We start from the raw sequence: 13,340 nt of genomic DNA on the forward strand, positions 1-13,340 counted from the left end.
AAAATTACTATTTCACAGAAAAATAGCTTTATTTAACACCCCTTGAAGTAATTATACCATTGAATTTTTTCTTTACTTGCTGAATGTTAGTTTCGCTTGAAAATAAAAAAACATGAAATTCAATCTTCTATTCAACTCAAAATATAAAATAGCGACTCATATTTTTGTTTTTAGTTTATGTGCTTGGAGTATTTTTAATGTTTTTAGCTTCGCCCAAAAGTTCGACGCTTCGTTCATATGGAGTGAATTATTTCCTGTTCTAATTTTTATAGGTACCCTCTATATTTTATCATGGTGGTTAATTCCAATACTTTTTAAAAACTACAAAAGAGGCATCCTATTTTTAGTTTTATACCTTGGTATTTATGTAACTTTTTTAAGTTTTATTAAAACGATAGAGTATGGTCTTAGTTCTATAAATAGTGCCAAAAGTTACAATGTCTTTGATTGGATTTATTATTCCTTCAGGACGTTTATTCCATTTACAGTGATGTCTTTTGCATACAGTGCTGTTATTATGGATAAAAACTTATTAAAAAAGATTTTTGACATTAAGCGATTAGAACCGATTATTAATACTGGTGCTATTTTTTTTATCATTCTATATTATTTTTTAATGAATAGTGCTCCAAAACTTACAGAGGTGTTATTACTATGTTTGTTCATATCCACTTTTTATGCTAATGTATTTTTTGTTTCACCAATTTTATTCTCAAAAAAAAACAAACTAAAATACACGCCATCCATCATCCTGTTAATTGTAATTTATTTTTTTTTAATATGGCAGTTAGGGTATTGGAAATTGAATTTGGATATTTACTTATTTATTTGGGGTCTTACCTTAATTGGAATTTTGATAGCCTCTACGTATTATGGGTATTTGAGATTAGAAACTAAAAAAAATAAATTGAAATTTGAGCAAAAAGAAAGTGAATTAAAGTTACTTAAATCTCAAGTAAATCCACACTTTTTATTTAACACATTAAACACGCTTTATGCAACAGCTTTGCAAGAAAATGCACCCATAACAGCTGAAAGCACGGCGAAATTAGCAAACTTAATACGCTATATGCAAAATGATATCTCTGAAGATTTTATACCCTTGGAAAATGAAATTAAATACTTAGAAGATTATATTTATATTCAAAAATTACGATGTGAAATAACTCCAGAAATTAATACGAACTTCAAAAATGTCGAGCATCATAAAATAAGTCCAGGTTTATTAATCCCTTTTGTAGAGAATGCTTTTAAATACGGTATTGACCCTAACAAACCATCTAGCTTGAACGTATCGGTAATAGGGACTGGTAAAAGCATTTTTTTTAAATGCATAAATAGCTATGATGATTCATTTAATACCTATTACAAAGAAAAAGGATTTGGAATTGGTATTGAAAACACCAAAAAACGTTTAGCACTTGTTTACCCAAAAAATCATACTTTAGAAGTACTAAAAGAGAATAACATTTTTTCAGTAAAAATAAGTATTGAAAGCAAATGATACGAGCCATAGCTATAGATGATGAACCAAAAGCAATTCAAGTGATTCAACATCATGTGTCAAAAAGCAGTAAAATTTTACTTTTAGCTGTCTTCTCAAATGCCCAAGAAGGTTTGATATTTTTAAAAGAAAACCCTATTGATTTATTATTTTTAGACATAAATATGCCCCATTTGTCCGGTTTAGAACTTTTAGCTGAACTACATGTAAAACCTTATGTAATTTTTACCACTGCCTATTCAGAATTTGCTGTTGATAGTTACATCTATGACGCTGTGGATTATCTATTAAAACCATTTGAATACAATCGCTTTGAAATGGCCATCAAAAAAGTGGAAGATCGCATGGCAAATGCTAAAGAACAAAACGCCTATTTTTTTATAAAAGACGGATTTAAAACTATAAAAATAGCTTTCGAGGACATTCTTTTTATAAAGAGTTCTGGCAACTATTTAGACATCGTAACCCAAATAAAAACACACAATACAAGAATGACATTTTCCGAATTCATAAATAAACAGTTACCCTTTGGTTTTGCAAGAGTACATCAATCTTACCTAGTTCATAGCTCCAAAATTGAAAAAATTGAACATAATCAAATATTTATTGACACTCACAAAATACCTATAAGTACTAAATATAGGGAGCTTTTTTATAAAAATTTAGGCACTTAAAAAAGCCCCAAGAATATAAATTTCCTTGGGGCTAGTGCTACTTAAACATAGCAGACTATTGCTCTGAATCCTTCTTTTTAGAGATACCCGATTTTTTCAAGGCATCTTGTACTTCTTCGGAATCTAGATCTTTCCCTTTTAAATATTCGGGCAATTGCATACCTGCCATATTAAACATTTCTTGTAAAGGAGGTACCGATTTGTACATGCCTGAAATAAAATTGGCGGTAGAGTTTTTGCCATCTTCTGATTTTGATCCAGAATCCCAAACCGTTACTTTATCAATCTTAATATTTTTAATGGCTTCGGCTTGTGTTCTTACCAGTTCCGGTAATTTATCAGCAATAAGTAACAAAACAGCATCTTTAGGGCTATTGCCAGCCGCTTTTACAATTTCGTCTAAACCTTTTGCTTGCTTGGTTAATACCTCTAATATACCTTGTGCTTCGGCCTGTGCTTTGAATAAAATAGCATCAGCTTCCCCTTTGGCTATGCGTCGGGTGCGTTCTGCATCAGCTTCAGCATCAATCTCTACTTTTTTCTTATCTATTTCTGCAGGAACTACAATATCGGCCATTTGTGAGCTTCGCACACGTTCAGCTCTTGCCAATTCTGCCAGTTGCTCTGCAGCATACGATTCTTCTAGGGCTTTTGCGTTTTGTACTTTTTCTGAAGCTGTAGCAGTGCGCTCTGCTTCTGCTTCACGTTGGCGACGTAGGGAATCTGAATTGGCAACGTTTATTTTTGCAATGTTTTCTCCTTCAACCGCCTGTGCGTTAGCAGCGGCAACTTGTGTACGTTCGTCTTGTACTGCATTTGCCTCACCAATAGCACCATCTCTGTTTTTTTCTGCCACCGATTTACGTGCTGCGTTTATCGCGTGTGCGGCTGCTTCTTTTCCTAAAGCTTCAATATAACCCGATTCGTCAACAATATCGGTGATGTTAACGTTGATTAATTTAAGTCCTACTTTCTTTAATTCGGACTCGACACTCTGAGAAATATTGGTCAAAAACTTATCTCTATCTGAGTTTATTTCTTCAATATCCATTGAGGCAACCACCAAACGCAATTGACCAAAAATAATTTCTTTTGCTAAATCTTGTACTTCTTGCATGCCCTGACCTAACAAACGCTCTGCAGCATTCTGCATAATGCCTGGTTCTGTAGAAATTCCAATCGTAAATCGTGACGGTACATTTACACGAATATTTTGCTTACTCAAGGCGTTGACCAAGTTAACTTCTATAGAAATAGGCGTTAAATCAAGAAATTCATAATCTTGAATTACAGGCCAGATAAAGGCAGCTCCACCATGAATACAACGGGCAGAATTTCCTGTACCTACTTTTCCATAAACGACCAATATCCGATCTGAGGGACAACGTTTGTAGCGTCTGATAAAGGATATGATAATGATAAAAAAGAATAAAATTGCAAAACCAATGGTCAGCAAGGTGGCACTACCACCACCTAATTGTAAGGGTAAAAAAAACATAGGGTTATTTATTTAGGAGTTCAACAATTAATATCCCGTTATCGGTAACGGCTTTTACACGAACCACATTGCCTTGGTGCAAATCGGTTATTTCTTCGGTTAGCGCATCTAACTCAGGTAAAGTTCCTTGAACTGTAATACTTACTTTCCCGATAGAAGAACGCTTGGCACCAATAGTGAGGTATACCTCACCTACTTGATTAATCGCATTTTTTAACAATAAAGTACCACTACTCTGCAATTTTGCTAAGTAATAGAATATGGTCGCCATAGCAAACATCATCGCTAAGCCGCAAACTATTGATATAAAAACTACTGCAAATTTTGATAATTCAGCATTTAAGCACGCGATACCTGACCAGCCAAAAATGGTAAAAAATCCCATTAAGTTCTTAAAAGATAAAAACTGAAAATCTATTCCCGTATCGCTTTCAATCTCAGCATCTACATCACCGTCGATGCCGCCGCCATCACCGCCGATTAGTGTTAAAATTAGGAGAATCACAAATATTACAGATGAAATACCTGCTACTACCCAATATATTTTTTCAAACAAGCCCAGGGCTTCAAACCATATTTCCATAGGTTGTAATTTAAAGGTTACTATACACTTTTTAAAACTATACTCACTGCATTTCCTCCAAAACCGACGGCGTTAACCATCACTTTATGTATTTTAGTAGGAACCTTCTCATAGGATACAAAAGGTACCTTTATTGCTTTTTGGTGTTGCAGCATTAAAACAGCAAGTTCTACGCTCAACATTCCAGAAGCTCCGAAAGTATGACCTATCTTCCATTTATTGGTAGTGCAAAAAGGTTTTTTGTTACAAAATATTTTATCGATAGCCTCCATTTCTGATACATCGCCTTTAATAGTACCCGGGGCATGCATCACGATCACATCAATTTCATCAGGGTGTAGCACACCTAAAGCCATTTTCATAGAACGTTGAAAACAAACAGCATCGGTAGAAATAGAGATGTTGTGCTCTAGAAGTTCAGTGGCATAGCCTATACCTTCAATAACCGCCAAGGCATTGTCTGGCAGGCCTTTTTCTAAACATGCCACCGCAGCACCTTCACCCAAAACCATCGTATTTTGAGTTTTATCTAGGTCTAAAGCACGGCAAGGGTAGCCTTCAGATTCGTTAGCACCCGAAGTTTTGGCGTAAATTTTTAGCGCTTTCATTTGCGCAATAGTAAAAGGGGTTAATGGAGCTTCACTACCCCCCACTAAAAATTTATCTGCCATACCGCCGCGTAGCCATGCCACTCCGTTTAAAAGCGAATGCAAGGCCGTAGAGCAGGTGATAGAATGTGAAATTTCAGGGCCTTGAGTTTGTAAATCGTGCGCAATCCACGATGATATATTTCCTAAGGTGGTTGTGGGTGAGGCTAAAGTAACTGCCTTTCCTCTTTCTAGAAACTCTTTGTGGTATTTTTCAAACAAGCCTGTGGCGCCTCTGGAAGACCCTATATTTATCCCAAAATTATCGCCAGCAACCCAACCTGCATGGGCAATAGCATTTCTCGATACGCATAAGGCAAACAAAACACTATCGTCTAAGTTTTTATATTTAGCATCTGATTTTTTTAAGATCTCAATTTCCTCCCTGCTCTCATTTGCTAAAGCCCCCACCCAAACCTCTTCTTTTCCTATCCTTTTAAGATGCACAGAGCTTGTCGCTGTTTGGTAGGCATTCCAAATAGCATTTTGAGAAATCCCTAAAGGTGAAATAGACGAAATTGCGGTGATAGAAATAGCTTCCTTTACGGCTAAATCCGGTTTTTTTTGATTTGTATGTGCTACAGCATTCTTCATTTACATTAGATCCAAAACACTTTTTATGGCATCATAAATTTGTTGTAATTCTGCTTCAGATATTACATAAGGTGCCGAAATGTAAATTGTATTTCCTAAAGGACGTAAAAACACCCCATTATCCATAAAATGCTTCATCAATTTATCCCGTAAATTACCGTATCGCTCCATTTTGACATTTAAATCTAAAGCAAAGATTGTTCCTGTTTGGCGTGTGGTTAACACCTTTGGATGGTCTTTTATCTCCTCATTAAATTTTTGATGCGAAGCGATTACCCGTTGAATATTCCCTTGAATTTCAAAAGATTGTAACAGCTCAATACCTGCTAAAGCAGCAGTGCAAGCTAAAGGATTTGCAGTATAGGTATGCCCATGGAATAAACCCTTAGAAATTTCATTACTATAAAAAGCATCATATACCTTTTGGGTACAGCTCGTTACCGCCATAGGTAAAAGTCCGGCTGTTAAAGCTTTAGACATGCACATCACATCTGGTTTTTCATTTAAATAATCAGAGGCAAAATACTTTCCTGTTTTACCGAAACCTGTCATGACCTCATCGGCTACGGTGATTACATCATGTTGTTTTAAAAGTGCCAAAATTTGATCTAAACCAGCAGCATCATGCATTTGCATGGCGGCGGCTCCTTGAATTAAAGGCTCAAAAATAAAACCTGCAATATCATTTTGTTGTAATCGCTTTTCTAAGTGTGCTAAAATGGTAGTTATAGTATCTTTTGTAGGTGTTGCAATGCGCTCTACATCGATAAAATAATCCTCAAAAGGACCATTATACACCGATAATCCGGAAACCGACATGGCCCCGAAGGTATCGCCATGAAAAGCATCTTCAAAAGCTAACAACACTTTACGACCCGTGCCTTTGTTAAAATGATACTGTAAAGCCATTTTAATTCCGATTTCAGTGGCCGTAGAACCATTATCCGAGAAGAATAATTTTTCTTGATTGCTAGGTAATATGTGGATTAAAGCTTCAGACAATTGAACAGCGGGTTCATGCGTAAATCCACTAAACACCACCTGGTCTAATTGTTGCATTTGGGCGTATACTTTCTCGATAATATAATCGTTACAGTGTCCATAAACACAAGTATACCAAGAAGCTATTCCATCAATATAGGTTTTACCCGCTTCATCCGTGAGCGTACAAGCCTTAGCCTTGGTAATGGCCAACATCGAGTCATGTAATTTATGTTGCGTTAAAGGGTGCCAAATATGCTTTTTATCGCGTTCAGAAATATTTTTCAATGGGAATAAATTTTTGAATCCGTGTTTTTATATATCTTGCAAAGATGCTAATAAAAAATTTCTTGAAAATGAAATTTTTTATTTTGCTTCACCCAAAACTACTCTAAAAAGTAGTTTTGACCTCTCCAAAGGAGAGGTGAGTTAGAAACCCAAGGCTCAGGCCTCGCGCAATCTTTAGATAATTAGCCAAATTATGCTAACCAAGCTTATAAACTATTTGACTCCCAACTACCCACATCTTAAAAACAGGACTGTTTTTTTAATCCTATTTTTCGTTTCTTTTTTTATCAGGCTTCCCTTTTTCTTTAGGGATTATATAGATCGTGATGAAAGCACCTTTATTTTAATGGGACAATCATGGGTAAACGGACATTTACCCTATCTTGAACTTTGGGATTTAAAACCTCCCATGAATTTCTTGTTTTTCGCTGGTATCATCTACTTTTTTGGAAAGAGCATGATCGCCATTCGTTTTTTTGGTGTTCTTATTGTAGCCATAACAGCTTGGTACACGTATAGTATTAGTAATCTTGTGAACTCCAAAAAAATTGGTTTTTGGTGCGCCATCTTTTGTGTTTTTCTTCAAAGTTTATTTGGCAGTATGCAAGGGGTGATGTCCGAACATATTTCTGTGTTGTTTTTTATGCCAGCCCTTTACTTTTTAATAAAATATAAAGAATGGTATTGGTTTCTATTGGCGGGCCTATTAATGGGCTTAAGCACTATGGTAAAATTAAATATGGCCTATCCTATAGCTTTAATTGGTTTGTATTTATCCTATGGATATATCATAAAGAAGCATATTCGTACAGGGTTTTTAAATATGATGATGTTTAGTATTGGGGTCATCACTATAATTCTATGTGCTATTTTACCCTATTACCTCCAGGGAAATTTTGATTTATGGTGGGATTCTGTTATCCAGGCACCCTTACTATATTCAAATTACGGGCGCTCATCTATTCTTATTTTTCTACCGCTTTTGCTATTCTTAGCCTTGTTTTTATGGTTGGCTCGTAAAAAAAATTACATTAATTTTAAAACGGATACGATACAACTACTTACTGTCGCCATTATTGGGATTGTACTGTCATTTATAAAAGGTGGACGATTAAATGGTCACTATTTAATTCAACTTTATCCGAGTTTATTAATTTTGGTCTTTGTTTTTATTAGCGCAATCCCCTCTCTAAAACGTGCTACCTATAAGCCCTTATTTGCGCTATTATTACTTTTAATCCCCATGGAAAGTTATCTTGAATATGTGGCCATTTTAAAGAATAAAATTGACAAAGGCACTTTTTACAATGGAGAAGGCATTGAGGTACCTAGGTATATTAGCGCCAATAATTTAGACTATACCAATATTTTATTTACTGAATATCATATTGGGTATTGGTACTTAGGTACAAATCCACCCTCAAAAACAGCAACTCATCCTAGCAATACTTCCCGACCAGAACTTTTTCAGTATGCACAAAACCCTAGAAAAACGGTCATGGAAGAAATACAGTTTATTTTAGAAGTAAAACAACCACAACTCATTGTAGCTCGGCAAGGTGACCTATTGCTATTTGATACTCTTATTGACGAAAACATTTACGTCAACCACTATCTAAAACAATACTACCAACCTATAAAAACTATAGGTAAGGCTATTATTTATCAACGCTTAAAGTGATTCTAAAACCGACTTAAACGCTACTGCATATTTTTTAATGGTGGCTTTATTAAAACTGGCTTCTTCGTTAATTCTACCAATAACGGTAGCACCTGTTTTTTTTACAATAATTTCTTCGGTTGTTTTATGCTCATTTCCACTAAATAAAATAGCAACATCATAGCCTTTTTTTTGCAACCAACCCACCGTTAGCAAGGTGTGATTTATACTCCCTAAATAATGCCTTGAGACCACAACAACTTTATAACTGGGCATGATAATATCTAAAATGGTATCTTCATCATTGAGGGGCACAAGCAAACCTCCTGCACCTTCAATCACCAAATGATTCGTGGTTTCAGGGGCGTTAATTTCATTGATATCAATTTCAATACCTTCTATAGCGGCAGCGGCATGCGGACTCACAGGTGTTTTTAGCGCATAGCTATTTTTATGAATTAGGGTTTTGGTATTCGAAATTAGATGCTCTACTTTATGGCTGTCAGAATTTTCAAGTTCACCCGCCTGAATGGGTTTCCAATAATCGGCTTCTAAAGCTTCCACCAAAATAGCCGAAGCTATTGTTTTACCAACTTCTGTAGAAATTCCTGTGACAAAAAAAGTATTCATAATTAGGGCTTTGTAATCATGTTACAATGTAAACATTTGTATTTTCTTTTTTCAAAAAAAGGAAAAAGTTTATGAAAAATAGTTTTCCGCTCGTAGTACGACTCTGATTTTTGTGCCTTACAATTAGGGCACTGTATTAAATTTCCCTCATCATCTATGGCATAATGGCGCAATTCGTCATAAATTTCTAAGGCTCGAGCCTCATCTTCCTTAAACACCTGCAATTTTGCGCCGCCAATAGCATAACTTATCATCGGATCAGAATTGAGCACGTTGTGATCTTTCAAAATCACTTGTATGCCTTCGAACTCTAGTTTTGTTTTTAAAACCTGTAAGTCTGACACATATTCAAAAGAAGCAATGGTTACTAATTTACTACTCATGCGCTTTAATTGATGTTTGCAACAAACGCAACACGCCTGTAATTTCTTTTTTAGTATTATAACTATGCAGGCAAAACCGCAAACGCTCTTGCCCTTTCGCTACTGTTGGTGATAAGATAGGTTTTACAGCAAAGCCTTCTTTTTGTAGATAGGATGACACCTTTTTTACCTTTTCAATTCCCGAAATAACACAACAATGAATTGCGGAAGTACTTGGTATAAATTGAGTATCTAGGCCAAATACCTCTATTTGCGCGTTAAAAAAAGTAATGTTCTCTTTTAATTTTTGCCTTGAATTTTTGGTTTTTAATTCGCTATAGGCACTACTTATGGTTGCTAGTGCATGCGGGGGCATACCTGTAGTATAGATAAAACTACGCGCAAAATTAATTAAGTAGTTTTTCAAGTTTGCACTCCCCAAAATAGCAGCGCCATGGCATCCCATAGCCTTACCAAAGGTTACAATTTGGGCAAAAATTTTAGGCTGAAGTGTCGCATCAAAAACTAAACCTTGACCTTCGCTGCCAAAAACTCCTATAGCATGGGCTTCATCAACTACTAAATGATATTTTTCTAAGGCACAAAAATGGGCTAATTCGGTTAAGTTAGGGGTATCGCCATCCATCGAAAAAACAGACTCGGTGACAATGTAAATGTCTATGGTGTCACTACCACTAGATTGATCGGCGCTGACTTCGTTTTTTGATATATGTACTCTTTGCAGTAATGCTTTTAAATCATCTAGGTTATTGTGTTTAAACTTATAGCTCTTCGCCACACCCATGGCAATGCCATCGCGAATGCTGGCATGTATATATTCATCGTATAAAACAAGATCACCACGTTGCGGAACCGAACTAAAAAAACCAATATTAGCATCATAGCCAGAGTTAAACAGCAAAGCTTCTTCAACGCCATGAACATGGGCGATCTGGTTTTCAAGCTCAAAATACAACTCAGAATTACCCGATAGTAAACGCGATCCTGTTGCTCCGTTTTGAATTATTTTTTTCTGAAAAAGCAAATTACTAGATCTTTCAAAAATTGCCTTATTCCTAGCGAAACCGAGGTAATCATTAGAAGAAAAATCAACTAAATTATTTGGCAACCCTAAGGATCTTAGCGCATTATTCGCTGTTCTTTCTTCTAATTTAGCCTGTAGCTTTCTAGGAAAATGTACCATAGCGTAAAGGTAGTAATTCGTTAAATAGCCTTACTCAAAAATTTATGGCTTTTAACACAATTGTACACCTGAGTTCAAGGACGCTACCCTAAAAATCGCACGCTTTTGCATTTGACTTTATAAGTTGCAGTAATTTTCTGATTAAAAATTAACCTTTAAGGGAAAAAAATTGTTGTATTTCATCGAAAATAAATTTAACATTTCTGTTTTTAACGTATTTTTAACTACCTAACTGTGTTTCTATTGAAGAAATTTCTACTCGCTTTTTTTATGTCTTGGACCTACTGCTTTTCGCAAAGTATTAATTTTGACCAGCTTGAAAAAGAGAAATGGTTAAGGTATAATGGCGGTATTTCAGCAAATAGCGTCTTTTATGATGGTACGGCAAATCGTCAAAATTTGACCTACTTTGTTTCTGGGAACTTAAACTTCAATATCGCAGGCTTATACTCCATTCCTTTATCGTTCACGTATTCTAACCAAGATTTTAATTTTCCGAGTCCGTTTAATTTTAATCGCCTAAGCTTACACCCATCTTACAAATGGGTAACGGCGCATATTGGCGATGTAAACATGACATTTTCACCCTATACCCTCAGCGGACATCAATTTACCGGTGGTGGTTTTGAACTTAATCCAGAAGGTAAATTTCAGATAAGTGCCATGTATGGCCGTTTGTTGCGCGCCACAGCATACAATGCAGAGGCACCAGGTGGAATTACTGCGTACAAACGTATGGGCTATGGCGTAAAAACTGCTTACGATTTTGAGTTTATGAAATTGGGCGTAATTCTATTCAAAGCTACTGATGAAGAGAATTCTATTGAAAATTCGTTTCCTGTGGAATTAAATTTAAGCCCTAAAGATAATGCCGTACTTTCTTTCGAGAGTGATTTTCGAGTATTTGATAAAGCCAATTTTCATATAGAATATGCCATCTCAGGTGTTACAGAAGATAGCCGATTAACCGAAGAAAAACCTTCAACCGGATTGCTTGCTTTTCTACTCGATGAAAATATAAGTACCACGTATTACAATGCCCTAAATGCATCGTTTAACTACCCCGCTGGTTCGGGTAGCTTGGGCGTAGCTTATGAACGTATTGATCCAGATTATAAAACTTTAGGTGCTTATTTTTTTAATAACGATCTAGAGAATGTTACGGTAAATGCCAACCAGACTATCTTCAATAACAAACTTAATTTAAGTGTTAATGCTGGTGTACAGCGTGATAATCTTGATAAAGCAAAATCCTCTGATCAACGGCGAATCGTAAGCGCTGTTACGGCTAGTGTCATGCTTTCCGAAAAATTGACATTAAACGGCTCCTATTCAAATTTTCAATCGTTTACCAATATTCGCGATCAATTTGATTTTATCAACCAAGTAGGTGATTTTGACAATGTGGACACCCTAAATTACCGCCAAATTTCACAAAATGCGAATTTAGGTATTAACTATATCCTTAAAAAAACGGAACAAAAACAACACAGTACCAATTTAAATTTAGTGTATCAAAACTCGAGCAACGAGCAAGAAGGGGAAACCATTGCGGATGGGCAAAACGCTTTTTACAATGGTACCGCAGGGTACACACTAGGCTATCCCAACAAAGATTTAACTGTTTCGATAGCCGCAAATACTTCATACAACACAGCAGGAATCGACAAGAGCTTAACCTTAGGCCCTACTTTAGCCGTGGGTAAACAATTCTTTGACAAACAATTGCGCACCAATATTTCAAGTTCCTATAATACCTCTTACAACAATGGTGAACAACAAAATAGCGTATATAATTTTAGGTTAGGTGGTACTTATGTATGGCTAGAAAAGCACAATTTTAGCCTTAATTACCTAATGCTTTTTCGCAATGCGAATCTAAATACGAATCGCGATTTAACCCTAACTTTTGGTTATAGTTATGCCTTTGATAATTTTAAAATACAATTCAATAAAGGCAACAGAAATACGCCGAACAGCAGTATTAATTCTAGAGATATTTGGAATTTTAGATATAGAGGTATTACCTACAGTGGCACGATACCTGAATTAAACGAACAACTAACCAACGTATTTGCCAGCGAACAGTTTAGTACTATCCCTAGATTTAAAAAAGATGATTTAGGGCTCTTATTGCAAATTACCAAAGAACAAACCAAAGAAGCACCTTACAAAGAAAATGGCCTACTTTTCTTGAAAGAATTATACAGCTTTGAAGATTTTCAAGAAGTATATGACAAAACACTTTTTACCGTGATCAGAAAAATACAGCTCGATATGCGTAAAATAGATATGGCGCTAGAGAACTTATTTGTAGCTAAAAAATTAGAAGTCGACAGCCACCCTTTGTTCACTAAAAAGGAAACAGCGTACAGCATCGATGATTTAGCCTTAGCAACCGAATACAAGACACTTTTAAGTGAACAAGAAGACCGCTTAAGAAAGTTAGTGGGTCACCGATGGATGGAAGAAAAATTTAATGACTTTACGGACATTAGCGTGGTAAAAGAACCCAGCGGCTATTTAAAAGAGTTTAAAACAAATACTGCTTTAGCAGCCTATAAAATTTATGATGAAACAGATGACTCCAAAAACCTGGAAAACTATTTAGAAAATGAAATCATAGATTTCTATTACAAAAAGTCACTAGACATAGTGAATCCAGAAGGTTTTGAGTTGCGGTATATTAATAAGAACTAGCCCCTAACCCCCAAA

The 13,340-nt window shown here is 35.6% G+C and carries 11 protein-coding genes; 4 read left to right on the plus strand and 7 right to left on the minus strand.

Annotation, left to right across the window (positions count from 1 at the left end; translation table 11 throughout):
* Window positions 1-112 precede the first annotated feature (112 nt).
* Window positions 113-1,504: a sensor histidine kinase gene (locus tag GQ45_RS17570; RefSeq protein ID WP_052188174.1), complete on the plus strand. Its 1,392-nt coding sequence runs from the start codon at window positions 113-115 to the stop codon at window positions 1,502-1,504.
* On the plus strand, window positions 1,501-2,178 hold the full coding sequence (locus GQ45_RS09150; protein WP_047417015.1) for a LytTR family DNA-binding domain-containing protein: 678 nt from the start codon (window positions 1,501-1,503) through the stop codon (window positions 2,176-2,178). The genes GQ45_RS17570 and GQ45_RS09150 overlap by 4 nt, the downstream gene beginning before the upstream one ends.
* A 55-nt stretch (window positions 2,179-2,233) precedes the next feature.
* Here GQ45_RS09150 and GQ45_RS09155 read toward each other — a convergent pair whose 3' ends face one another.
* Genes GQ45_RS09155 through bioA form a run of 4 tightly spaced genes read right to left on the minus strand, consistent with a single transcriptional unit; the run spans window position 2,234 to window position 6,769 of the window.
* Window positions 2,234-3,676 carry a flotillin family protein gene (locus GQ45_RS09155; protein ID WP_047417018.1) on the minus strand — a complete coding sequence of 481 codons (1,443 nt, stop codon included), beginning with the start codon at window positions 3,674-3,676 and terminating at the stop codon, window positions 2,234-2,236.
* A gap of 4 nt (window positions 3,677-3,680) precedes the next feature.
* Window positions 3,681-4,259 (minus strand): hypothetical protein, encoded by a 579-nt coding sequence (locus GQ45_RS09160; RefSeq protein ID WP_047417021.1) that lies wholly within the window; start codon window positions 4,257-4,259, stop codon window positions 3,681-3,683.
* Between the two features lie 20 nt (window positions 4,260-4,279).
* Entirely contained in the window at window positions 4,280-5,500 is a 1,221-nt protein-coding gene (locus GQ45_RS09165; RefSeq protein ID WP_052188175.1) for a beta-ketoacyl synthase N-terminal-like domain-containing protein, read from the minus strand.
* Entirely contained in the window at window positions 5,501-6,769 is a 1,269-nt protein-coding gene (bioA, locus tag GQ45_RS09170) for an adenosylmethionine--8-amino-7-oxononanoate transaminase (RefSeq protein WP_047417022.1), read from the minus strand.
* Between the two features lie 193 nt (window positions 6,770-6,962).
* Here bioA and GQ45_RS09175 point away from each other — a divergent pair, with 193 nt between their 5' ends.
* Window positions 6,963-8,450, plus strand: a complete 1,488-nt coding sequence (locus tag GQ45_RS09175; RefSeq protein ID WP_047417025.1) for a glycosyltransferase family 39 protein — start codon at window positions 6,963-6,965, stop codon at window positions 8,448-8,450.
* Here the strand turns inward: GQ45_RS09175 and bioD are convergent.
* From bioD to GQ45_RS09190, 3 genes are read right to left on the minus strand one after another with little or no spacing between them, the layout of a single operon-like run.
* Window positions 8,442-9,059, minus strand: coding sequence for a dethiobiotin synthase (gene bioD, locus GQ45_RS09180; RefSeq protein ID WP_047417028.1), 618 nt, complete (start codon window positions 9,057-9,059; stop codon window positions 8,442-8,444). The genes GQ45_RS09175 and bioD overlap by 9 nt on opposite strands.
* Before the next feature lie 2 nt (window positions 9,060-9,061).
* On the minus strand, window positions 9,062-9,442 hold the full coding sequence (locus GQ45_RS09185) for a hypothetical protein (RefSeq protein ID WP_047417030.1): 381 nt from the start codon (window positions 9,440-9,442) through the stop codon (window positions 9,062-9,064).
* A complete protein-coding gene (locus GQ45_RS09190) occupies window positions 9,435-10,625 on the minus strand; it encodes an aminotransferase class I/II-fold pyridoxal phosphate-dependent enzyme (protein ID WP_047417032.1) in 1,191 nt (396 codons plus the stop codon). Before GQ45_RS09190 ends, GQ45_RS09185 begins: the two co-directional genes overlap by 8 nt.
* 243 nt (window positions 10,626-10,868) lie before the next feature.
* On the opposite strand from GQ45_RS09190, the gene GQ45_RS09195 reads away from it, so the two are divergent.
* Entirely contained in the window at window positions 10,869-13,325 is a 2,457-nt protein-coding gene (locus tag GQ45_RS09195; RefSeq protein WP_156125391.1) for a TonB-dependent receptor, read from the plus strand.
* Window positions 13,326-13,340 lie beyond the last annotated feature (15 nt).

This window comes from Cellulophaga sp. Hel_I_12 (assembly GCF_000799565.1).
GTDB lineage: Bacteria > Bacteroidota > Bacteroidia > Flavobacteriales > Flavobacteriaceae > Cellulophaga.

What these genes read in the sequence shown, in the direction of transcription:
- GQ45_RS17570 (WP_052188174.1), top strand. Translation starts at nt 113, where the DNA reads ATGAAATTCAATCTTCTATTCAACTCAAAATATAAAATAGCGACTCAT.
- GQ45_RS09150 (WP_047417015.1), top strand. Translation starts at nt 1,501, where the DNA reads ATGATACGAGCCATAGCTATAGATGATGAACCAAAAGCAATTCAAGTG.
- GQ45_RS09155 (WP_047417018.1), bottom strand. Translation starts at nt 3,676, where the DNA reads ATGTTTTTTTTACCCTTACAATTAGGTGGTGGTAGTGCCACCTTGCTG.
- GQ45_RS09160 (WP_047417021.1), bottom strand. Translation starts at nt 4,259, where the DNA reads ATGGAAATATGGTTTGAAGCCCTGGGCTTGTTTGAAAAAATATATTGG.
- GQ45_RS09165 (WP_052188175.1), bottom strand. Translation starts at nt 5,500, where the DNA reads ATGAAGAATGCTGTAGCACATACAAATCAAAAAAAACCGGATTTAGCC.
- GQ45_RS09175 (WP_047417025.1), top strand. Translation starts at nt 6,963, where the DNA reads ATGCTAACCAAGCTTATAAACTATTTGACTCCCAACTACCCACATCTT.
- bioD (WP_047417028.1), bottom strand. Translation starts at nt 9,059, where the DNA reads ATGAATACTTTTTTTGTCACAGGAATTTCTACAGAAGTTGGTAAAACA.
- GQ45_RS09185 (WP_047417030.1), bottom strand. Translation starts at nt 9,442, where the DNA reads ATGAGTAGTAAATTAGTAACCATTGCTTCTTTTGAATATGTGTCAGAC.
- GQ45_RS09190 (WP_047417032.1), bottom strand. Translation starts at nt 10,625, where the DNA reads ATGGTACATTTTCCTAGAAAGCTACAGGCTAAATTAGAAGAAAGAACA.